General features: G+C 68.7%; 22 protein-coding genes. 13 read left to right on the top strand and 9 right to left on the bottom strand.

Annotated features, from left to right (window positions below; translation table 11 throughout):
- Positions 1-117: 117 nt before the first annotated feature.
- The 4 genes from QR77_RS17765 to QR77_RS17750 are packed head-to-tail and all read left to right on the top strand — an operon-like array spanning position 118 to position 4,863.
- Positions 118-1,056 carry an LLM class flavin-dependent oxidoreductase gene (locus QR77_RS17765; protein WP_236710703.1) on the top strand — a complete coding sequence of 313 codons (939 nt, stop codon included), beginning with the start codon at positions 118-120 and terminating at the stop codon, positions 1,054-1,056.
- Positions 1,053-1,673 carry a flavoprotein gene (locus tag QR77_RS17760; protein WP_040022862.1) on the top strand — a complete coding sequence of 207 codons (621 nt, stop codon included), beginning with the start codon at positions 1,053-1,055 and terminating at the stop codon, positions 1,671-1,673. Before QR77_RS17765 ends, QR77_RS17760 begins: the two co-directional genes overlap by 4 nt.
- Positions 1,670-2,656: a phosphotransferase gene (locus QR77_RS17755; protein WP_040022861.1), complete on the top strand. Its 987-nt coding sequence runs from the start codon at positions 1,670-1,672 to the stop codon at positions 2,654-2,656. Before QR77_RS17760 ends, QR77_RS17755 begins: the two co-directional genes overlap by 4 nt.
- On the top strand, positions 2,653-4,863 hold the full coding sequence (locus QR77_RS17750) for a prolyl oligopeptidase family serine peptidase (RefSeq protein ID WP_052488860.1): 2,211 nt from the start codon (positions 2,653-2,655) through the stop codon (positions 4,861-4,863). Before QR77_RS17755 ends, QR77_RS17750 begins: the two co-directional genes overlap by 4 nt.
- 68 nt (positions 4,864-4,931) lie before the next feature.
- Here the strand turns inward: QR77_RS17750 and QR77_RS17745 are convergent, their stop codons facing one another.
- A complete protein-coding gene (locus tag QR77_RS17745; protein ID WP_040022859.1) occupies positions 4,932-5,600 on the bottom strand; it encodes a Type 1 glutamine amidotransferase-like domain-containing protein in 669 nt (222 codons plus the stop codon).
- Between the two features lie 311 nt (positions 5,601-5,911).
- Between QR77_RS17745 and QR77_RS17740 the strand changes: the two genes are divergently transcribed.
- Positions 5,912-6,829 (top strand): hypothetical protein, encoded by a 918-nt coding sequence (locus QR77_RS17740; RefSeq protein ID WP_040022857.1) that lies wholly within the window; start codon positions 5,912-5,914, stop codon positions 6,827-6,829.
- A 319-nt stretch (positions 6,830-7,148) separates the two neighbouring features.
- On the opposite strand, the gene QR77_RS17735 is transcribed toward QR77_RS17740, so the two are convergent.
- A complete protein-coding gene (locus QR77_RS17735; protein WP_040022855.1) occupies positions 7,149-7,376 on the bottom strand; it encodes a DUF6243 family protein in 228 nt (75 codons plus the stop codon).
- A gap of 414 nt (positions 7,377-7,790) precedes the next feature.
- Here QR77_RS17735 and QR77_RS17730 point away from each other — a divergent pair, with 414 nt between their 5' ends.
- The 3 genes from QR77_RS17730 (at position 7,791) to QR77_RS48755 (ending at position 10,464) form a co-directional block, all read left to right on the top strand.
- A complete protein-coding gene (locus QR77_RS17730; protein ID WP_040022854.1) occupies positions 7,791-9,209 on the top strand; it encodes a DEAD/DEAH box helicase in 1,419 nt (472 codons plus the stop codon).
- A 59-nt stretch (positions 9,210-9,268) separates the two neighbouring features.
- Positions 9,269-9,607: a thioredoxin domain-containing protein gene (locus tag QR77_RS17725; protein ID WP_040022852.1), complete on the top strand. Its 339-nt coding sequence runs from the start codon at positions 9,269-9,271 to the stop codon at positions 9,605-9,607.
- 95 nt (positions 9,608-9,702) lie between these two features.
- A complete protein-coding gene (locus QR77_RS48755; protein WP_052488859.1) occupies positions 9,703-10,464 on the top strand; it encodes a hypothetical protein in 762 nt (253 codons plus the stop codon).
- Positions 10,465-10,801: 337 nt separating this feature from the next.
- Here QR77_RS48755 and QR77_RS17715 read toward each other — a convergent pair whose 3' ends face one another.
- The 6 genes from QR77_RS17715 to QR77_RS17690 form a co-directional block, all read right to left on the bottom strand.
- Entirely contained in the window at positions 10,802-12,172 is a 1,371-nt protein-coding gene (locus QR77_RS17715; protein WP_040022851.1) for a hypothetical protein, read from the bottom strand.
- Positions 12,173-12,462: 290 nt separating this feature from the next.
- Positions 12,463-13,017 (bottom strand): hypothetical protein, encoded by a 555-nt coding sequence (locus QR77_RS17710; protein WP_150130406.1) that lies wholly within the window; start codon positions 13,015-13,017, stop codon positions 12,463-12,465.
- Between the two features lie 89 nt (positions 13,018-13,106).
- Complete coding sequence (locus QR77_RS17705; protein ID WP_040022847.1) at positions 13,107-13,772, bottom strand: response regulator transcription factor; 666 nt, start codon at positions 13,770-13,772, stop codon at positions 13,107-13,109.
- A complete protein-coding gene (locus QR77_RS17700; protein WP_236711122.1) occupies positions 13,769-14,902 on the bottom strand; it encodes a histidine kinase in 1,134 nt (377 codons plus the stop codon). The genes QR77_RS17705 and QR77_RS17700 overlap by 4 nt, the downstream gene beginning before the upstream one ends.
- A gap of 116 nt (positions 14,903-15,018) precedes the next feature.
- The gene (locus QR77_RS17695) at positions 15,019-15,564 is read right to left on the bottom strand and encodes a hypothetical protein (protein ID WP_040022845.1); all 546 of its coding nucleotides are present in this window, start codon (positions 15,562-15,564) and stop codon (positions 15,019-15,021) included.
- Positions 15,565-16,159: 595 nt separating this feature from the next.
- A complete protein-coding gene (locus tag QR77_RS17690; protein ID WP_040022843.1) occupies positions 16,160-16,546 on the bottom strand; it encodes a WXG100 family type VII secretion target in 387 nt (128 codons plus the stop codon).
- A gap of 295 nt (positions 16,547-16,841) precedes the next feature.
- Between QR77_RS17690 and QR77_RS17685 the strand changes: the two genes are divergently transcribed.
- The 5 genes from QR77_RS17685 (at position 16,842) to QR77_RS17665 (ending at position 20,543) form a co-directional block, all read left to right on the top strand.
- On the top strand, positions 16,842-17,147 hold the full coding sequence (locus QR77_RS17685) for a hypothetical protein (protein ID WP_040022841.1): 306 nt from the start codon (positions 16,842-16,844) through the stop codon (positions 17,145-17,147).
- Positions 17,147-18,916 (top strand): RNase A-like domain-containing protein, encoded by a 1,770-nt coding sequence (locus QR77_RS17680; RefSeq protein WP_052488858.1) that lies wholly within the window; start codon positions 17,147-17,149, stop codon positions 18,914-18,916. Before QR77_RS17685 ends, QR77_RS17680 begins: the two co-directional genes overlap by 1 nt.
- Before the next feature lie 25 nt (positions 18,917-18,941).
- Complete coding sequence (locus QR77_RS17675) at positions 18,942-19,502, top strand: hypothetical protein (RefSeq protein ID WP_040022839.1); 561 nt, start codon at positions 18,942-18,944, stop codon at positions 19,500-19,502.
- Between the two features lie 71 nt (positions 19,503-19,573).
- Complete coding sequence (locus QR77_RS17670; protein WP_040022837.1) at positions 19,574-19,873, top strand: RNase A-like domain-containing protein; 300 nt, start codon at positions 19,574-19,576, stop codon at positions 19,871-19,873.
- A gap of 13 nt (positions 19,874-19,886) precedes the next feature.
- A complete protein-coding gene (locus QR77_RS17665; protein WP_040022836.1) occupies positions 19,887-20,543 on the top strand; it encodes a contact-dependent growth inhibition system immunity protein in 657 nt (218 codons plus the stop codon).
- 385 nt (positions 20,544-20,928) lie between these two features.
- On the opposite strand, the gene QR77_RS43710 is transcribed toward QR77_RS17665, so the two are convergent.
- A complete protein-coding gene (locus QR77_RS43710) occupies positions 20,929-21,345 on the bottom strand; it encodes a hypothetical protein (protein ID WP_078876820.1) in 417 nt (138 codons plus the stop codon).
- Positions 21,346-22,365 lie beyond the last annotated feature (1,020 nt).

The following is a 22,365-nucleotide window of genomic DNA, read 5'->3' as shown; positions in this document are numbered from 1 at the left end:
CAAGTAATGTCTCCGTGCGGTCGGCGGCTCTGCCGCCGGCCGCGCGGTTGTCCAGCCCGGAAACCAGGAGCCAGGGGGCGGCACCGAGAAATGAGCACGTCGATTCTCCTTCCTTTCATGCCGGTATCCGGCGAGCAACTGTTGCCGTTCGCGGACATCGTTCGGAAAGGAGACGCGGAGCGGCTGTGGACCGGTCAGTCGCTCCTGATCGAGCCGCATTCCGCGCTCGCCCACGCAGCCGGTGCCGGCGCCCGGATCCCCATGGGCACGAGCGTGACCCTCATGCCCCTGCGCCATCCTTTCCAGACCGCTCTCCAGGCGCGCTCCCTCGCGGCCTTGACCGGACAGCCGTTCGTCGCGGGGCTCGGCACCGGGCCGGAACCGTTCGTCCGCTCACTGCGCGGGCAGGGCTACGCGAGCCCGCTCACCGCGGTGCGCGAGTACGCCACGATCGTCCGGGATCTCCTGGCAGGGGAGGTCGTCGAACTCGTCGGCGAGTACCACGCGATGGGAGGAGCCCTCGTGGCCATGGACACCCCGCGCGTCGAACTGGGTCTGGGGGTGCTCAGGCGCAAGATGGCCGAGCTGGCCGGAGAGCTCGCGGACGTCGCCATCACCTGGCTCGCGCCACCGAGTTACCTCGCGGAGGTGATCGTACCGGCGCTGGCCAGGGGAGCGGAGCGCGCGGATCGTCCCCGCCCGCGGGTGGCCGCCGTCGTCCACGTCTCGCTCGATGCCCCGGGACGCGACCACGAGCGGATCGTGCTCGAAGCCTCGAAGGCACACCTTCAGGCCCCGCACTACGCCGACATGCTCCGCCGCGCCGGAATCGAGGTCGACCCGCGGGATCTGCCGAAGACCGTGGCCCGGCTGCTCGACAGCGGTACGGCGGCGGTGGGCGGCGCCGACGACATCCTCCGCGCGGTCGAGGCGTACCGGGAGGCCGGGGCGGACGAGGTGGTGCTCAGCACCATCGGCATCCAAACCGTCGACGGGACACGTGCGTCGCTGGACGCGCTCCGCACCATCACCGCGGCGCGGAGGAGCGTGCGATGACCAACGGCGACCGTTCGGCACCCTCCGACCTCAGCTTCCGCCGCCTGCTCCTGGTGGGGACCGGTGCGCTCGGGGTCTCTTCTCTCCCGGGCTGGCTCGGCTGGCTGCGCGAGAGCTACCCCCACATCGATACGAAGGTGGTGCTCACCCGTCAGGCCACCACGTTCGTCGCGCCTGCCGCGCTCACCGCGATCGGGGGCAAACCCCTGGTTCACGACGTATGGCCCACTGAACCGCAGGTGACTGCCCCGCATGTGGAACTCGCGGACTGGCCCGAGGCGGTGGCCGTCTTTCCCGCCACCTTCCACTTCGTCAGCCGACTGGCCCTCGGGCTCGCCGACACCCCCGTGATGCTGGCGCTCCAGTGCACCACCGCGCCGATCGGACTGGCCCCGGCCCTCCCGCCGGGCGGATACCAGAGTCACGCCTTCCGCTCCCACCTGGCTGCCCTGCGCGCACGCCCGCAAGTGGTCGTGGCAGAGCCTGAGTTGGGACGCAGTGTGACCACGGGACGTGTCGAGCGGTCCACCGCCGCCCCGCTGCCGACCCTCCTCGATCTCATCGAGCAGCGCCACAGGGAGCTTGCGGCCGCGCGGGGCGAAGGCGATGAGGGATGACCGGGGGAACCGTGGTGGCCGAGTACGGGAGCGCACTCGTACGCACCAGAGTGCTGGCCGATGAGCGAGGCGACCGCTTCACCTGGATCCGTACCCCGGGGGCGGCTCGCTCCGGACCGCTGCCACAACCGCCTCCCTCCCTCCTGGCCGCGTTGACACCGCTGGAACTCGACGGGGCCACCGACGGCCGCCCCGGCGTCCGATGTGTCCTTCCACGGGCGCACGGCAGTGCCGGGGGGCTGCGTTATCCGCTGCCCGGACGCAGATCCCTGGCCGAGCTGCTGCTGCCCGGCGATCCTCCGAGCGCGCCGTACGACGCGTCGTACCCGCGGGAGGTGCTGTACGGCTTCGGTCGCCTGCTCCGCGCACTCCACGCGGCGCCGCTGCCGGCGGTGGACGAGGCCGACGCGCACGCACTGCCGGGCACATGGCGCAGACTGCGTTCCTGGGCCGACTCGCCCGCATCCGGCCCCGCCGCCCAACTGCACCGTTCTCTGCGGGAGTTGATCGGAGCCTCACATTGGGCCAGGGTCGAGAAGTGGTTGAGCGAGCTGCCTGAGGCCGCGCCGCGCACGCTGGTCCACGGTGCTCCCGGTCTCGGACTGCTCGTGCCCGCCGAAGTCCGCGACACCGCAAATGGGTTGATCACGGGTGAGGACGTCGGTGTCGCACCCTGGCAGTGGGACGTCGGCTGGGTCCTCGCCGAGCTTCGGGAACTCCGCTTCTTCTCGGCCAGGCTGCGTCGCCCCGAGACCGCATGGGAGTGGCTGGAGCAGTCCTTCCTCAGCGGTTACGGGCGACCCCGCGACCCCTTGGTCCAGCGCTCCATCGTGCTGCGTTCGCTCCTGCACCTCCATGACTTCTCCGTTTACGTCGCCTGGGACGAAGCGGAGGTCCGCCGGTACGCCGCCCTGCTCGCGGACGCCGTGGAAGCCGCGGACCTCACGGACGGACAGGGAGACCAACAGGAAGGTGTCCGATGACCCGCCTGCGACACCCGGCGGCGCGCCGCCAGGATGTGGTGGACCAACTCTTCGATCACCGGATCGCCGACCCGTACCGATGGCTGGAGCGGGGCGACAGCGCGGAGACCCTGGAGTGGCTCGTCGCGCAGGACGCGCTGCGTCACTCCGCCCTCGACAACGTGCGGGGGCGGGAGTGGTTGCGCGGCCGGATGGAAGAACTGCTGTCCCTCGGCGTGACCGGTCCTCCGGTGTGGCGGGGGGCACGACGGTTCTTCATGCGGCGCCGCCCGGGACAGGAGCACGCCGTCCTGCACGTCGTGGACCCGGACGGTACCGAACGGGTCCTTCTCGACCCGATGGCTCTCGACGCGACCGGACGCACCACGCTGGACACTTGGTACCCCGACCGGGAAGGCCGCCGGCTCGTTTACCAGGTGTCGTCCGGGGGAGACGACGGAAGCCTGCTGTACGTCCTGGACATCGGCTCGGGCGCTCTGCTCGACGGCCCGATCTCCCGGTGCCGGCACTCCCCGATCGCCTGGCTGCCCGGCGGAGAGTGCTTCTACTACGTACGACGCCTGCCCGCCGACGCCGTACCGCCCGCTGAGGAGCGCTACCACCGGCGGGTAAATCTGCATCGCGTGGGAACGGACGCCGACACGGAGGACCGGCTCGTCTTCGGGCATGACGGTCCCAAGACGGCCTCGTACACGGTCGGTGTCAGCGCCGACGGCTGCTGGCTCACCGTGGCGCGCGCCGTCGGTGCGGTACGCCGCAACGACATATGGATCGCGGACATCACGAAGCACGGACACGAGGCGCCCGTGTTCGTACCGGTACGGACAGGCATCGACGCCCATACGAACGCGGTCGTCGGCCCGCAGGAGACCCTCTACCTGCACACCGACCATGACGCGCCCCGCGGCCGGCTGATGGCCGTCGACCTCGAAGAACTCGACGCCTCGGGCGCGCTGTCGCCCGAAACGTGGAAGGAACTCCTTCCCGAGGACCCGCAGGCCCGGCTCGACCACTTCGCTCTCCTGGACGGCCCGGCCCTGGACCGAACGCTGCTCCTGGTCGTCCGGAGCCGCCACGCCGTCAGCGAGATCACCGTGCACGACCTGGAGACCGGGACACTGCTGGAGACCATTCCGACGCCGGGGCTGGGAACGGTGGGTGAGATCCGGGGAGCAGGCCACGAGGCCTGGTTCACGTACACCGACCCGTTCACTCCGGTGACCGTCTTCCGGTGGGACGCCACGGACCGTACGACGACTGTATGGGCGACCCCGCCGGGACACCGGCCCGAACCTGCCCACCGGACCGGCGGCACGATGCGACAGATCACGTGCACGTCAGCGGACGGCACACCCGTACGCATCACGGTCCTCGCACCGCACGGCGAGGACACACACGGCAGGACCCGACAACCGCGCCCGACCATCCTTTACGGCTACGGCGGGTTCGGCTTGTCCTACACCCCCGTGTACAACCCGGAGGTCATCGCCTGGGTCGAGGCCGGCGGTGTCTACGCGGTCGCCCACGTACGAGGCGGGGGCGAGGAAGGGGCCGACTGGCACCGATCGGGTACCCGGGCCAACAAGCAGAAGGCGGTCGACGACTTCCGCGCAGCCGCCGAGGCCCTCTGCCAACAGGGCTGGACCACCCCCTCCGAGCTGGTCATCAGCGGCGAGTCGAATGGTGGTCTGCTGGTCGGAGCGGCACTGACCCAGTTCCCGGATCTCTGCCGAGCGGTGGTGTGCGCGGCACCGGTCCTGGACATGACGCGCTACGAACACTCCGGTCTCGGCGCGTCCTGGACCACGGAATACGGCTCCGCGACGGTGCCCGAGGAACTGGCCTGGCTCCTCGGCTACTCCCCCTATCACCACGTCGACGAGGGAACCGACTACCCGGCGGTCTTCCTGACGGTTTCCGAGGGGGACACCGTGGTGGACCCCCTCCATGCTCGCAAGATGTGCGCGGCGCTTCAGCATGCCGCCGGTACGTCCCCGGCCGAGGACGGAAGGGGCCTGACCCTTCTGCGCGTCGAGCCCGGCGTCGGCCACGGCGCACGCGCCATGACTCGCATCGTCGATCTCGCGGTGGACCAACTGTCCTTCGCTGCCTGGCAGTCGGGGCTGGTTCTCCCGGAGAGTAGGGCGTCAGAGAGCACAGCAGGGGGGTCCCGGCCGTCGCCGGTCAGCAGAAGGCCCACGGCCTGAGCCGGTCCCGCCAACTCGTCACGCGGTGGCGCGGAGTCCGGGTGGTGGGCCCGCCACCACGCGTTGAGTCAGGGATGAAACCGCCACCGGCCTTCAGAAATGACATCCACCTCGCCGTCCCTGACGCGAACGGCCGTCTCGTCGTCGATGAAGTAGATCGGGAAGTCCGCGCGCACAGCGATGCGATCAGCCCAGGCGTCGTCCCGCTCGGGGAAATCCGGCGAGTACAGGTGGGGCTTGAGATACCAGTCGAAGAGGCCGAACGGCGGCTCCACGGTCGTCGCGCCGAGGACGTGGAGGTCCGCGGTGTCCCCGATGACGTCGGCGGAGTGTCCGGTGAGATGACGGCTGAAGATCATTGATCCGGCGCTGACCCCCACATAGACCCGGTTCTCCAGCGCCTCCAGAAAGCCGTCGGCCAGGCCGTTGCCGGTGATGCTGCGCGCGAGGTGGTAGTGGCTGCCGCCCTCGACGTAGATGACGTCGGCGTGGAGCAGCCGGTCGAGCACCATCTGCCGGGGCAGGCCGTTCAGCTCCAGGACGTCGAACTCCCGCCAGCCGAGGCCGTGCAGCCGGTTCATGTCCGCGACGAACCACCCGTGGTCCCCTGGCTCGGCGACTGATGCGGTGGGAACGTACACGACGTTCGCCGACCCGAACGGCTTTCCCAGCATGTCCCGCAGCGCATCCCGCAGCGTCTCGTTGCGCAGGCCACTCGCCGTCAGCAGAAAGTTCATCGGGCGAGCGAAGCACGGCTGCCGGGCGCGCGCAACGAACCCAGGATCCACCAATACCGTCGTGGCGTGGCATTGGCCGTGGCCGTGGCCGTATCAGGAACAGGCACGCACGCCGTCGGGCCATCCAGCGACCTTCACCGAGTCCCGGACGCGGCGGTGCCGTCATCTGGCATTGGCATCCGTACCTCTGCTGATTACCAAGCGCCTCGTCGCCGCACCGGCTGGAGGCCGCGTCGACGCGGCCTGGACACGGCTCCTGTGTCGCGGGGCCCGGGAGGGGTGGTGTCAGAGGGGCATGCCAGAGTCCGCACATGCTTGAGATCGTGGTGAAGACGGACAGGCGGGAGCGGCACGTTCGAGTGTCCGCCGAAGGTATGGCCGGGCTGGTCCGGCGAATCGGCGGTGAAGGTGATCAATTCCTGGTGGTCCAGCGGATACCCGATCTGCCCGACGTCTTCGCCCAGGTCTGGCACAAGGCCGGCGGGGACTACACGCTGGAGTACCGCGACGGTGCCGCCGACCGGCACTTCCAGGTGATGGTCGACGGTCCCGAGGCGGTGATCGCGGCGCTGACCGGTTGGGCCCATCAGGAGTCCGGTTGGGACACCGGCCTCGACTGGACGCTGCTGGACATGGACCCCGTCCGTGAGGTGCCACCGCTCGATCTGGACGAGGGCGAGCGCCGGGAGTTGGAGGAGCGCGTCCGCGAGGTGCTGGTCGGTGGCTACGTCTCCCGCGCCGAACTGGCGGAGATCGCTGAGGACTACCTGGTCACCGCGGACCGTCGGCCTGTGTCGCGCGACCAGGCAGAGATGCTGGTCGACCGGATGTGGCTGGAGCGTGTCGCGGAGCAGGCCGACTGGCAGGACGAGACCGATCCCGAGCGGCTCACGCGCGCGTTCGCCGCCCTGCAGCGGGCCGGTATCACCGCCCGCGAGAACTTCACCTGCTGTCGCGGTTGCGGCCAGTCCGAGATCGGCGGCGAAGGCGGTCCCGACGCCCGTGGCTTCGTCTATTTCCACAGGCAGTGCACGGACTCCGCCGCGGCCGGCCATGGACTGACGCTGCTCTTCGGTGGTTTCGACGGCTCGGTCGAGACCACGGCGGCCGTCGGCCAGGAGGTCGTGGCAGCCCTCGAAGCGGCCGGTCTCCCCGTGGAGTGGGACCGTGATCCCGGCCGGGCCATCACCATCACCCCTCTGGGCTGGCGCCGCCGCCTTGTCGGTTAGGAATCCTCTTCCGAGGGCTGAGCACGGCGAACGCGCGACCACCGGCCCCCACCGCGGGGGCCCGCCCGCCTCTGACCTGGGGAGACGCGTCCCCGGGAGCGTGCCGCTGTGGCTTTGTTCGGGCCCTTGCTGACCGCTGTTCACCGTCCCGACTGGCACGTGATGGCACGCCCATCCCCGGGTGGTCGGCCGAGAGCTGAGCGGGAGCGGCCGCGTTCGGTACGGGGGGCGCGGCCCCCGTACGGCAGCGGGGCCCGGACCGTGCGTGGCGGCCCTGGCCCCGCACCCCCGTACGGTGCCTCCCCGCGACAGTGGCGCGTCAGCTCTGTGCGGTGTCGTCGCCCGTCTGCCCGGCGCCCTCGGCTGCGGCCTCGGCTGCGCCTGCCTTCTCGCGGATCTTGCGCACCAGCTCCGCCTTCCGGTCGGCGGCGACCTTGCGGTCGAGGTTGCGGTGCGGACCATTATTCTGCCGTTCGGCGCGGGACAGCCGCTTGCGCTTGCCGCCGCCCATGCCCACAGGGTTGTTGATGTTCTTGCTCACGGTCATGGGTTCTCCCGGAATGATGTGAAGTGATCTACGGATTCATCGGTGATCGGTGATCGGTGGGGGACGGGCGCGGCGACGTCGAGGGACGTCGGCAGGGCCCCATCACGCTCTCACTCGGAAATCGGCGTCCTGTCCTTCGGCCGAGTATGCGCCGTGCACGGACATGCTGGTCGTCATGTATCAGTGCAAGCGCGAGACATCGATCCCGAACTCCCCGATCGCCCGCGCCCCGACCGTGCCCGCCATGGTCTCCAGCCGGAGGGCGGGTGCCCGGCCGGGCCGCAGGACAGGGCCGCGGAACGGCTGGCGCGAGGCCCGCGCTGGTAAGATTGGCTCACGCTTGCAGAGAGCCTGGGCCCGTGCCGGACAAGGTACGGGCCCCGGTCCGTTCAGGGCGTCGAAACGAGGAACCCCATGAAGGCGAAGCAGCCGGCCTCCGGCCGCTCCGGACCCGGCAGGTCCGACCAGGGGAGGGCCCCGCGGGGCGAGCTCTCGGTGCCGGCGACAGTGGCACCCGGCCTCCCGCCGGCCGGGTCATTCGCGGAGCTGGAACTACCGGTCGAGCTGATGGGGGTGCTGGCGGGGCTCGGGGTACGGGAGCCGTTCCCGATCCAGGCGGCCACCCTGCCGAGCGCGCTGGCCGGCCGGGACATCCTCGGCCGCGCGCGGACCGGCTCGGGAAAGACCCTCGCCTTCGGGCTTGCTCTCCTCGCACGTACGGCGGGCCGGCGCGCCGAACCGAAGCGCCCTCTCGCGCTGGTCCTGGTGCCGACAAGGGAACTCGCGCAGCAGGTGAGCGAGGCGCTGGCTCCCTACGCGGAGGCGCTCGGGCTACGCTCGGTGACTGTGGTCGGCGGGCTGGCGATCAACCGGCAGGTGGCGGCGCTCCGGGCGGGTGCCGAGGTCGTGGTGGCGACGCCGGGACGGCTGACCGATCTCGTCGCCCGGCGGGACTGTCACCTGGACCGGGTGCGGATCGCGGTGCTGGACGAGGCGGACCAGATGTGCGACATGGGTTTCCTGCCGCAGGTCTCGGAGACCCTGGACCTGACGCCCCCCGGCGGGCAGCGGATGCTGTTCTCCGCGACGCTCGACCGCAACGTCGATCAACTGGTCAGGCAATATCTGAGTGAGCCGGTGTTCGCCGCGGTCGACCGGGCGGAGAACTCGGTCGCGACGATGGAGCACCACGTACTGAACGTCCATCCCGCCGACAAGTACGCGACAGCCACCGAGATCGCGGCTCGCGACGGGCGGGTGCTGATGTTCCTGGACACCAAGCACGGTGTGGACCAGTTCACCCGCCACCTGCGGAGCAGCGGCATACAGGCGGGTGCTCTGCACAGCGGGAAGTCGCAGCCGCAGCGCACGCACACGCTGGCCCAGTTCAAGGACGGCGAGATCACGGTGCTGGTGGCCACCAACGTCGCTGCCCGTGGCATCCACATCGAGCACCTGGACCTCGTCGTCAACGTGGATCCGCCCGCCGACCCCAAGGACTACCTCCACCGCGGCGGGCGCACCGCGCGTGCCGGGGAGTCCGGCAGCGTGGTCACGCTGGTCACGCCCGGCCAGCGCCGGGACGTGAACCGGATGATGTCGGAGGCCGGGATCCGGCCCACGGTCGCTCAGATTCGCTCCGGCGAGGAGAAGCTGACCAGCATCACAGGCGCGAAGCGCCCGCCGGTGCAGGACGCTGCCAAGACCGGCAACGCGGCGTTCCGGGGTCTGGGCACCCGCGCGGGCCGCCCGCCGAAGGAATCCCGCAAGGCTGCGGAGGCGCGCACGATGGCGGAGGCCCGCAAGGCCGCCCGAGCGCGCAAGGCCCACTGACGGGCGGTACGACGGGCGGTACGGCCGCTGCGGTCGGGAGACACAAGGAGGCACTGCCGATGGCAAACAGGGTCCAACAACCCCAGGAGGAAGCCGAGTTCGAGTTCATCCTGGCGAGGGCGGACGTGCCGGTGCTCGCGTACTTCCACGGGGTGTGGCCCAAGGCCGCGGCAGCATGCAAGGAAATGGATCCCCTGGTCCGGGAGGTGGCCGACGCCTACGAGGGCCGACTGATCGTCATGCGGGCCGACATCGCAAGGTGCCCCGGCCCCGTACGGCGGTACGGCGTCACCGGCGCGCCCTCCTTCGTACTGATCGATCGGGGCGAGCCCATGGCGGACAGGAGCGGTCCGATGTCCAGGACAGCGCTCGGGGAGTTCCTGAACGCCCACCTGTGAGCAGGCCGCGTCGAGCTGGCGCCCAGTCTCTCCAACATCGATGAGACGGTTGAAGCACTGGTCCAGGCACTGCGATCAAAAGGAATGGATCTGAAGTGACCGGCCATATGTCTTCCGCCATGCTGAATCGTCTTCGCGCGGTGGAGTGGATCGGTGATTGGGGCTATGCGTTCGGGCATGTCAGGTCGCGCCGTGTGCTGATGCGTGAGTATCTGCGTCGGGCCGCTCAGTGGACGCAGGCCTGCTCTGCGGAGAGCGAGTGGCCATTCTTCGACGTTACAGATCATGTGGATCCTGATTTCCGTCTTCCCCCCGAAATCTCCTTGGAACTCGACGAATACCTCGGCCAAGTGCCCGGCGAAAGCCTTAGGCGTACCTGTGCGGGTGCGGTGCGCATGGCGGAACTCCGGGCACGGCGCCCGTCCGTACTTCCCGACCTCCCTGATCTCTACGAGCCGCTGGTCCGCTTCTACGAACGAGGCGGGGAGTTCTTCCGTGACAACGCTGGTTTCCTTGATCTGACAGGTGTGTCTTTCCGGCCTGGAACTCTGCGAGGGCACCTCGGGACCCCGCGCCTCAGTACGCTCAGCGAGGCCATGCTCGATGCCGTGGACGCAGAGGGCAGAATCTCGTATTACGCGGCGTCTACCGGTACCGGGCCTCTGTTGAGGCGTCGTGACCTGCGGGATGAGCGGCATGACGAGGTGTTCGGTCAGGGCCCGTACTGGGAGCCGACGGACTTGCTGCCGTCCTCGGAAGAGGAAGTGAAGGAAGCAGGATGGGTCCGGCTGGACGAGATCGATGCGGCCGAGCTCATCGGGACGGCTGTGGCACGCGCGTCCCGACAGCGGGGGTGAGAGCGGCGCGAGTCGGCAGCGACCGCACGACAGAACATCCGCCCGACCGAACCTGCACGCTTCCGGTCCCGTTGGCGGACACCTGCCGACCGTTGGGCAGCACAACCGGGGGCCGGGGCACCTTTGCCCGCTCGCGCCCCGCTGTCGGCGCAGGCGCCCCGGACGGGTCGCCCGGGCGAGGTGATGACGTTCTTGGATGATCCGTACCGCTGGTAGCGGTACGGATCATCCCCAGGCGTCAGATCGAGGTCGGCTGAGACCGGCGGGCAGCGTCCGCCCGGAGAAGGGTGGGTTCGGAGCAGCCGCTCGGACGTCTTGCTCCGAACCCACGGGCTGGTCAGTTGACGGCCAGGACCGCCGTGTTGTTCGTGAGATCCGGGTCGAAATCGAAGGGGTACTCGCCGAACTCGCCGAACGAGGGGTGGATGCTCACCGCTCCGGTCACGCCGGGCACCACGGTGTCGACGCGCACGGAGAACGCGAACGTGCGCTGGGTGTCCTCCAGCACCCAGTACGGCAAGGTGCAGTCGTAGCGAGGGGCACCCGTCTGCCCCGGGTAGTAGCCGCCTTCGAGGGTGTGCGGGTTGCAGCCGGACGGTACGCCCGTGACCTCGGTGCCCTCGGGCACGATCAGCCGGACCTTGGCGACCGGTTCGCCGGAGCCGAGGTTGCCGAACCAGGCCGGGCCGTTGTTCTTGAACGTGAGCTCGGCCGTGGCCGTCTCGCCCGCCACGCCTGTGATGGCGTCACCGGTCACGGAGAAGTCCGCGGTGTTTTCCGCGCCGATCTGGAGGGCCACGTAGTCGTTCTCGGAGTCGATGTCCTGGACGCCGTCGGTCGGCTCGACGTCGATGTCGAGCCGCTCGTTCAGCGCGTGCGGGGCGAGTCGGACCGTCAGCGGCTCGGGCAGCTCGAAGGAGTCGCCCGGCGCCAGCACCTGGTCGAACGTACAGACCGCGTTGGTCGACGGCGGGTAGTTGTCGCCGTCCGTCGTGGTGTAGTCGCAGGCGTCGTACCGGGTCAGATCCGTCAGGCCGTACGAGGGGTTCAGCTTGACGGTGAACCCGTTCGCGCTCTCGTTGCCGTTGTTGGTGACCTTGAACGGGATCGTCCGCTCGTCGCCGGGCTGAGCGCCCTCGATGTCGGCGATGGGGTCGATGGCGAGGTCGGGGCCGGCGCCGACGGTGAGCGTGGTGTCGAAGCTCTCGTGCGGTGCGGTGAGCGTGCCCTTGGGTCCGACGGTGGCTGTCGCCTCGTAGGTGATCCTGCCCTGCGCGCCGGCTTTGGCGCCGTCGGCCGCGCGCACCGTCAGGAACACCTGATCCTCGTAGTCTTCCCCGATCGTGGGCACCACGGGGACGTCGCACACCGCGCTCGTGCCGCTCGGCGTGCAGTTGTCGGGCCAGGTCACCTCGGCGACCCCGGTGAGGTCGGAGACGTCGACGGTGAGCCTGCCGTCGGTCACCGTGAAGTTCTCGTTGTCGTGGTACATGCCGACGCCGAGGGTGCGGGACTGTGGCTGATCGCCGTCGGTGCCGAGCGGAAGCGTCTGCTCGTACGGCTCGTTGATCCACAACTGGTCGCTCTGCCGCGGCTGGTCGTCAGCGAACGCCGGCGCTGCGAGGCCGGCGGTCAGCAGACCGGCCGCCATCGCCACGACGGCGCCGGATCTGAGACGTACCGGGCGTCCAGCAGAGAACAGTCTCATTGCTACCCCCCAGGGCGTGGTACTCGACTGACGCGCCGGCAGCCCCGGCGCACCGGAAGGATCATCACACGGCAGGGATCTCGCCGTGCCCTGGTTTTCCGGCCCTCTTGGAGCAGATGGGGTGGGACGACGCCGCTTCCTGGGTGGCGTCGAGTGAGCCGACTGCCGCCACCGTGGTTCACCGCCCCAGCGGGCACGCAGCGGGCACGGCGATCACTCGTACACGACTGCGGTGCTCAGACGCGAGTGCACAGCGTCTGTGACCCGTTCTAGCGCAGCCCGATCCTGTATCAGGCGAATGTAGAACGGGTTGGGCCAGAGCCTGTCCTCCACCGGCAAGCCAGAACTTTGATCGCTGCGGCCAGGCGGGCGAGCGGAGAGTCGTGACCGTCCAAGATCAGCCCGAGTTCATTCGGCCGGAGCAACTGGCCCTCTGGAGCGACGCGGACGAGTAGCAGCGGATGCCGCGCGACCGCAGTCAACGGGAGGCTCCGATCGCCCAAACCGAAGCCAACATGTACGCGCGAAGCACGGCCGGGATCGTCGACGCACACGACGACACGTTGCGAGCCTGACGGCACCAAGCCCGTGACCCACCGGGTGAGGTTCTCCACGTCGGCCACGCATACCCGCGACCCCTCTACGTTCAGCACCCCGTCGAAGACGACGTCTCCAATGACAGGCATAGCGCAGTTCCAGATCGATACCCGAATGAGCGCGGTCTGCCCGCGAGTCTGGACGACGATGTGTTTGCCGTCGCTACAAGCCGGCGCGTTGTCCCAGTCCAGCTCCGGAGGATCGCTGGATCCGATGAGGAGCACCGGATGATTCGCGTAGAAGTCCACAGCCCCAACCAGCATGACACCCCACCTGATCTGCTGAGATGCGCAGGGAGTATCGCCGCGCGAGGGGGAGGCCGCGGAGTCTCGACGACTCAGGCCAGGCCTGCCCCGATGGCGCGGCGCACGGCGTCGGCGCGGTCCTTGATGTCCGCCTTGGCGAAGAGGTTGTTGATGTGCGTCTTCACCGTGGCCTCGCTGATGAAGAGCTTCTCGGCGATGGCACGGTTCGGCAGGCCCTGGCCGATCAGGGTGAGGACCTCGCGCTCGCGCGGGGTGATGTCGCCGGGCAGCGGCTGTCCGGGGGCCGGGGGCTTGGTGCGGACCGCCTCCAGAAGGCGGTTCTGGACTTCGCGGTCGAGGACGGACTGCCCCGCGGCGGCGGCGCGGATGGCGCGGGTGATGTCCTGGCGTCCCGCGTTCTTGGTGAGGTAGCCGATGGCGCCGGCGCTCAGTGCGGCCAGGATGGAGTCGTCGTCGGCGAACGTGGTCAGGATGACCACGGCGACCTCGGGGTGCTCCTCGGTGAGCCGCCGGGTCGCCTCGGTGCCGTCCATCCCCGGCATCCGTAGGTCCATCAGGACCACGTCGACCGGGCCTGCGGCGACTGCGGCGAGCACTTCGTTGCCGTCGGCGGCCGAGGCGACGACGTCGATGTCCTCGGCCAGACCGAGGACCGCGGCCAGCGGCTCCCGTACGGCAGCCTGGTCGTCGGCGACGATCACGCGCAGCCGCTGGGGATTCCGCGTCGGTTCACTCATCCCGGTATCACTGCCTCCACTTGCCAGCCGCCTTCGTCCGGTCCTTCGGCGACCGGGCCCGCTGTGATCGTGCCACCCAGCAGGGCGACCCGTTCCCGCATGCCGATCAGCCCCATTCCGCTGCCGACGCCCGCGCGCACCGCACGGGTCGCCGCGCTGTTGCGGATCCTCAGTGTCGTCGATGCGGCATCGAACGTCAGCTCCACGTGGACCTCGCCGCCGGGCGCGTGCCGGACGGCGTTGGTCAGCGACTCCTGCGCGATCCGCAGCAGGTTCTGCGTGACCTGGGACGGCACTTCGCGCGCGGTGCCGGTGACGGTGAGGGCGTCGCGGTGGCCGGACGAGTCGAGCATCGCGGTCAGGCTGCCCACCAGCGGCAGGGAGTCCTCACGGAGCGCGTGCACGGTCCACTGGGCCTGCTTCAGGCTCTCCTTGACCATGCTGTGCGCCTTCTGGTTCGCCTCGCGGACCTTCTCCAGGTCACCGGTTTCGATCAGGGCGTCCGCCAGTTCCAACTGCATGTTGATGCCTGCGAGGGAGTGGGCCAGGACGTCGTGCACGTCGCGGGCGATCCGTCCCCGCTCGGTGAGGACGGCGGCCTGGGCCTCGGCGCGGGCAGCCCGTTCGGCGGACTCCGCGGCCTCCATCATCGCCTGGACGGCGCGCCGGCGGCTGCGGTTGATGATGCCGATGACGACCGGGGTGCCGGCGGCCAGACCGACCGCCCAGGGCAGCAGTAGGTGGCCGGGGCCGATGTGGAAGTACAGGACTCCGCCGCACAGCAGGCTGCAGAACGCCGCGAGGGTCAGGGCCGGCTTGGGCTGCAGCCGGTATCCGGCGTGGCCGACGATGAAGAACGCGAAGAGGTAGCTCGATCCGCTGCGGCTGACGGCGATCAGGGCGGCCGCGGCGACGATGCCGAGGGTCAGCCAGACCAGGGCGACGCGGGGCGGGACCCTGCGCTCGGGCAGGTGCCGGGCGAGGAGGGCGAGCGAGTTGACGACGATGAGCGCGGTGACCACGAGGCCCCGGCCGCTGAGGCCGATCGGCCGCACCGTGATGAACGCGGAGCCGATGACGCAGAGGGTCAGGACCCAGGCCACGCGAGGATCGTGACCTGTGAAGGTCAGGGGGCCGGACGCCCGGTACGGGGCCGAGCCCGTATCGGGCGCGCTCTGCTCCGCGGGGGTGCTCTGCTTTTCTGGGACGCTCTGTGCTTCGGGCACGGCGTGACCATAGTCCACGGTCAGGCCGTGCGGTCGAGAGACGGCGCCAGGTGCGTCGCCGCGGTCGTCCGCGCCTGCCGGCCGTTCACCATCCGGCCCCGGATGAAGATCGTCGCGAGTCGTGTGACGACCTCGGTGAGTGCCATCAGGACGAAGGCCGCGACCCAGGCCTGGTCGGTGGTGATGTGGTGGGCGATGCTGAACCGCCCGACGTTGTCGGCGCCGCCGTGCGAGACCCAGAACTGGAAGCCCATGCGGGCGCCCATGCCGAGCACCCAAAGGATCGCGGAGACCGCGCCGGCCTTGATCAGCAGGTGCTCGCCCGCAACCCGGATGCGGGTGTAGACGCCGCCCGCGATGCCGAGCGCCGCGCCGACGGCCATGAGCGCGCCGATCAGCACCAGGTCGTTGCCCGCGGTAGGCACGCTGTCGAGGTATGTATGGGCCACGAAGGCCACGATCCCCAGCGGGATCAGGAAGGTCTTGAGGTCGAGACGGCCTTCCCGTAGCTGCCGGAAGACGATCAGGACGAGGGCGATGTCGGTGATCCACTCGGTCGTTGTCATGCCCTCAAGACTGCTGGCGTAGGGCCTCGCGCACCTGGACCCATGGGTGGAACGACAGGTGGAGATCGTCGTCCCGCACTCATCCACCCCACCTGCCTGCGCCTCTCCGCCGTACCGCTCGGCGAGGTCCGAGGCGAACTCGGAGAGGCAGGTGCACAGATCCATCACAGCGGCCGCGTGCTCGGGGTCGGCAGCGGTGGCATGGGTCGGCACGACATGCCCCGTGAGGCGGGGCGGTGGCAGAGGCGGCTCCGGCGCCGCGACGAGTGCCGCCGGGCGAGGCCGGCGCCGTACGGAAGTACCCCCACGAGGAGCACTCGGGCTGAGCTGGTGCCGGCCTCACCTGCGGGGCACACAGCGGGTGACGAGAATCGAACTCGCGCTCTGAGCTTGGGAATCACGGGTGCCTTCGTGGTTCCTCCGCTGGTCGGAGGGCTTTGGTGTCCGGTGGTGAGCGGGTCGGCGATGCTTCGTCTGACCGTGACTGACGGCAGGATGCCGCTGTGGATGGTGCGGAAGTGGTGGGTCGCTGGGAAGCCTGTAGGTCACCCGGGCTGCTCCCCGCGCCTACGGGGACGGACCCTCTTCCTGCCCGTCAGAGGTCGTGCAGGCGGCTGCGAGACGCTTGGGTCGCTGGTGTGGACAGCGCGGCGGCGGCTGCTTCGACGTCGACGTCGGCCTGGACTCGGCGGAACTGTTCGAGGGTCTCGAGTTCCTGGTTCGTGAAGCCGCCTTCGCTCAGACGAATGGCCTCCGCGATGAGCTGGATGGTTTGCCCGATGCGAACAGCATCTTCCGCAGCGCCACGGTGGAGCGACCGGTAGGACTTCGCAGTGGGACCCCGCCAGCCGGTCTCGATGCCGTCGACGATCTCGTCCATGCGCTTGACTTGTTCGCCGAGATACTCCTGCATGTCATCCATATCGTCCGCCAGTTTCTTCAACTGTGACGACGTGTAGGCGAGTTTGGGTTCATCGCCCATGCCGGTCCCCCGCATTCGAATGTGTATTACAAACCACCCTAGCAACGCGGACGCGCCTCCGCAGGCATGCGATGTCACACACCGCAGGGCACGCCCCTCCAGCGGAACACGGCCCACACCTCCCCGTGGCGGCCGTCTCACCACCACCACCACCCTCCTCCACCCCTCCATCCCCCAGGGGCGGGCACCGGATGGGACAGTTACACGGTCGTCATGCTTGACCCGGTGCCCGCACCCGATCCCGCTCAGCCGATGAGCGGCATCGGGGACGTCTGAACCGAGGGGGATCAGCACCATGCCGGAGGAAGATCGGATCACCGTCGATTTCGCCACCCTGCAGCGCCTTTCGCACGATCTCGAGGCGATACTCCGCGTCCTCAACGAGAAGCTGGACACGTTGTACGAGCGGGCCACCAAAGCCGTTCTGAGTTGGGACGGTGAGACACGCGAGGCCTTCATCGACGAGCTGGACAAGTGGAGCCACTCCGCCGACGACCTCAAGGCCACCCAGGCCTGGCTCCACGAGGTAGTGGTGAAAGGGCACCTGAACTACGCCGCGGCCAACAGGTCCGTACTCGAGGGCTGGGGAGGCGGCGCCTGATGGCCGGATCCTCCACACCCGCCCAGCCGCCGGGCGGCAGCGGCACCATTGACGTCAAGCCGAGCGACCTCTGGTCGGTCTCCGGCCGGGTCGCCGTGCAACAGGATTACCTGGTACGCGGCGCCAAAACACTTCTTGAGGAGCTGGGCAAGTACCCCGATGCAGGAGGCGCCGGCCCAGAGGCCCGGAAGTTCGCCCAGTCGTACATGAAGATCGGCAACCGCTGGCTGGAGGTCTGGGGCCGCTCCGTGCTCAGCGTCGGCGGCGTAGCAGTCGGGTTCACCGAGACGGCCAACGCCTACACCAGGGCAGACGCGGCGGCTCACCCCAAGCCCGGGAAGACGGCCGAACAGCGGCCCCGGCCGGCGGTCATCGACAAGGCCCCGAACTTAGGCTCGGTGCCCGACATCAAGTGGGGCGACGACGACGGCGGCGATGATTTCCTGCGCGGTCTGATGGAGGGCATTCCTGAGTTCGTTCGGGATATCCTCCAGCCGCTGTGCAAGAACGTGTTCCGGATCGGAAGAGTGGCGGACGTCCATCCCTTCCCACAGCAGCATTACCTCAATTCCCTTTGTCACAGTTGGATGGACGTCTCCATGGCCGCCTCGGCAGGGGCAGACCAGCTCACCCAGGCCGTCGGTGCCATCACCAATCCCCAGCAGGCTGACTGGGAAGCCGCGATGCGGACCTTCTGCAGCGCCCTGTGGGGAGGGACGGCATGGGGGCAGCAGCGGCTTGGCTACCAGTGGGGGCAGACCGCCAATTCCGGTGCGGGTACGCCTCGTGTTCCCACGGGCAGCGAGCCAGTCCTGGCCGTACTGAAGGACACGGCCGACGACATCGCCACCATTCTCCGCGAGTACGCCGAGGCCGCCGTCGACCTCAACCGCGACGTCGCGGCCGAACTCCACCGCGCCATGTGGAAGGCCGCCGAGGAGATCATCGAGGACCTTGCCAAGCCCAAGGACGCCAAGAGCATCCTCGGCAACGTCACCTCCGTGATCGGCAAGGGCGCGGGCCTGATCCTGTCGTTCGACGTCAAAACGGTGCTGAACATCGACACGGGCAAGCTGAACGGGATCGTCGATAAGTACACCGGCATCCTGGAGGGCCTGACCCCCCGACTGGAGGCGCTGAGGGAGTCGCTGGACGAGGCGTACCGCAGCGCCCCCAAGTTCGAGGCCGGCGTCGCCCGTGCGCACGGCTTCGGTACGCGAGCCCTGGAAGAGTTCAAGGACTCACAGGTCTGGCTGAAGGTCGACTCGAACGGCACGTACGACCTGAACCTGGCCGCCAACGAGTATCTGGGGAACGGCCACACCCTGGACAAGCACGTCGGTAAGACGGACGAGCAGCTCGCGCAGCGCCTGCGTGACCAGCAGTCGAACGGCCCGACGCCGGCCTGGCCGCACGGCAAGCCGGGGATCGGCAGCTCTTCGGCCTTTCCGAGCTACCAGCGGGCGGAGGACCTGACCGAGTACACCCTCAACAAGAACAAGGCCGGCATCGAGGCGTGGATCAAGGGCCCGCCCCCGCTTGTCGACGGAGACGTCGAGAAGTTCCGTTCGACCGCGCCGGACGGTGAGACCAGCGGCCGCAGCGTGTTCAAGCAACCGGTGGACCCGAACGACCCGCTGTCCGGGTACAAGCAGGGCGGGCCCAACGCCAAGGCGTACGACGTGAACGGCATTGAGACGCGCCTCAGGTACGACAGCAGCCGCAACCCGCCGTTCACGGTCATGACGTCGATGCCCTCCAAGTCCTAGCGCCCCGCTGAGAAAGGCCAGCACCATGCCCGTCGACCAGACGTCCTGGGAAGCCGCTGTACGCCACCTGTACGGGGACGCGTACCCGTACGACGCCACGGGCCCACGCCGCCACGAGGACTGGGTCCTCGACGTCCTCGCGCTGATGGCCCGGGTTCCGGACCCCCGCGGCTGGGCCGGTCTGGACGACGCGGCCCAGAACCCGGAGCGCGAGGCGTCCCCCACGTACCCCTTCGTCGCTCACCCCCCGGAGTACATTGCGAGGCGTCTCCAGGAGATCGACCGGGACAGCGCCGAGAACCTGCTCCTGGCCCTCACGGACGACCGCTGCACACTGTCCAACCTGAGTCGCTTCACGGAAGGCGAGGAGCAACTGCGGGCGATGGCGCGGACGATCCTCGCGCGCTACGGGGACGAGGCCACCTACCACACCAACGTCAGCAAGCGCGGCAGCGCGTCCGGCACACTCGACTTCACGCTGGACAGCTTGGGGTACAGCCCGCTGAGCGTTTACTCGGAGGACTGCGGCCTCGTCATCGTCTCGGACACCGAGGTGGGCCTGTTCTGGACCTTCGCTGACTACTGATCCGCCTGCGGATCCTGCTGCCGATCCCGTACGAGCGCAGCTCCGAGCAGGTGATTTGAGAGGATGCCCCCGTGCTGACCCGTTCCGCTTCCTATCCCGACCGGGAGACCGCCCAATGGGCCACCCAGCAGGTGGTGACCGCCAACGAGCAGGCCATCCACCGCTGGCTCGCGCAGAACTCGCGGGCCCGCCTCACTGTCGAGGCCGCCTGGCCCTCCCGCGAGGAGCCCGTGGGCCGGGTCCAGTTGGAGGCCGAGCTGCTGGCTGGCCGCGGCCCCGTCGATGTCCGCGCGGCACGCGTGGTGCTGCGCCGCGAGCCGTCGAGCCCGCACGGTTTCATCGTCCACACGACCGTCCCGTTCTACCTGTAGAGGGCGCACGCACATGTCCATGAAGCCGCTCGAACACGACCGCCGGTACGGCGAGTTGGACCAGGTGATGCGCGCGTACCTGGGGCAGCCGGCCGACGACACCGCGGGTCGGCGCAGCCGCGCGCTGGAAGCGTATCTCCGTCACACCTGGCACACCCGCCCCTCGGCCATCGCGGAGGCGGAGCGCCAACTGCGTGAGTACAGCCGCAATCCTCCGGGCCGCATCCGGCAGGGCCTGGGCGAGTTCTACGCGATCCCGGACACCGGGATTCCCCAGTCGCAGATCGGCGAGTGGCTGATGGTGCTGGCCGACCACCTGAAGAAGAGCATCGAGGAAGGCGACGTCCCTGAACCGTCGTCCCCGCAGACTTACTGGGAGTGGCACGCGCGCTTCCCGGAAACCGCGCAACTGCTCGGCGGCTGGCTCTCGCAGGACATCGTCGACGAATTCCCCGACCACGACGCCGCCGTCGCCGACTACGCCACCACCACCGACCCCCATCTGGTCGCACGCCTCGTGGGCGAACTCCACGAGCTGCTCGCGCTTCCCCTGGACGAGGGGGACTACGCCCTTGCCGCCGCCGAACTCGGCATGGAGGTGAGCCCGCCCGAGCCGTTCTCGCACGGTGCCTGGTTCCAGTCGGTGGCGACGGCGCTGTCCGCCATCTGATCCGGGTCGGCGGCCGGAAACCGGGCACCTCGTGACGCCGGGCTGAGCTTTACGGTCTCCGCCGAGATCCGCGCGGGCCGTTCAGGGGCTGCGCATCAGGCCCCGGAGGCTGGCGACGAGGGCTGCGACATCGTGTCGCCCCGTCCCGGGACCACCGTGCCGGGCGATTCTGGCTTCACGTGCACGGTACGTGTACCGGCCGATTATGGAGGGCGGGCATGCCTGATTCGGCGTCGAGGGATGGGGTTCCTCCACACATGCGGTGGTCCCGGGATGGGGCGGTCGCCCTGATTACGGCGAGTTGGTGGCTGTGGAGGCGTCCCGTGGCGATGCCGGTGGCGTGGTTGTCATCACTGCGGAATTGCTCGTAGAAGGCCGTGCTCGTCTATGACACGAGGCGGGAGACGAGGGCAAGCACCGCGAGAACCCCTATGGCTACTGTCGCGATCTGCCACGTTCTCCGGAGGGACGGGAGGATGAGCACCTGCGGGGAGTCCGGCCCCGGTAAGACGTAGTAGACGCGGTGCCGATGATGAGGGATGACGACTCGCGCCAGCAGCAGATATCGAAAGGTGGCCCTGCGCGCGACCTCGTTATCTTTTGGTGCCAGTCGGATTTGCAGGAGTCGACGATGGTCCGGATCGATGTCGTCGGGAACAGGGGAATCACCGACCAGGTTCGCCTTGCGCCAGTTGCTACGCTCCCGTGCGTGCTGACGGGCGAGGAAGGGAAGCCCTGTCGTCGGCCAGTTCAGTTTCTCGACCGTTGGCTCCCGCTGGATGACGCCCTCGACCCATGTCACGGTTGTGCCGGTGCCGTTGCATCGTGTGTGGGGCGTCGTGCCGGGTCCGCCGCAGTTCGGACAGGTTCGAGTCCCTGTTCCGGTGCAGATCGGGCAGGTCACGTGTCCGCGCCCGCGGCAGACCGCGCAGGCCGCGTCCATGGCTCCGCACTTCCTGCAGACGACCCGATTATCCTCTTCCCTTCCGCAGTGCTCAGGGACGTCAGGGACGGTCTTGCCGCGGTGGCCCGTGCCCTCGCACCGCAGGCACGCGTCGATGCCGTGGCAGTCGGTGCAGGATGTGGTAACGGCGCAGTCCAGGTCCCCGCGCCCGCTACAACGTGGGCAGGCCCATAACCCGTTGCCGCAGTCACAAGACCTCTGCTGCACGGATCCTTTCCGTACCAGTGTCAGTGTGCTTGCGACAGCGGGGTCCCGTGGAGGTGCTATCGCATGGTGTGCGAGTGAGGTGTAGACCGGGTGCTCTGAAAGGTTTTTCGGGCCGGCGTGAAAGTGTTTCTTCTCCTCTCGGGTCTCGATCGATCGTACGATTTCTCCTTCAAGGAGCGGAATCCAGGTGACGTTCGCGCTCCCTGAATGGCCCTCTGTCCAATTTTCCCCGCCTTCTTCGAGGTGCCGCCGTACAGCCTCCCGGACACCCTTCTCACTCAACATCCGCTGCTCCCACCCCTTGGTTCGGTGTCATCGACCTCGTTGCTGTCGGCTCGGTGCGCTCCGATCTGCGTCAGGACAGTAGCGAAGGAGGCTTCGGGGGAGGGGGGTCTCACGACTTCCCGTAGGTCTCCATCGAGGATGCGGCCACTTTTATGACGCGAATTCGCGCATTCGGCGTGCACGGGACGGCAGGCCACCGAAACGTCTCTTGTGCTTTGAGGTGCCGTCTTGCCGAGACGGTCGCACAGGGCGTCACCGCGTGAGATGGCACCTGACATAGCACGGGAGGAATCTGAATGGTCTAGACAATAGAGAAGCCCCGGGCCGCTGACCTGGGGTTTGTCGTAGAGCGGGTGACGAGAATCG

The sequence above is a fragment of the Streptomyces sp. 150FB genome (assembly GCF_000818195.1).
Lineage (GTDB): Bacteria > Actinomycetota > Actinomycetes > Streptomycetales > Streptomycetaceae > Streptomyces.
Note: the sequence above shows the minus strand (reverse complement) of the source record. Positions and strands in the feature narration are given on the sequence as shown.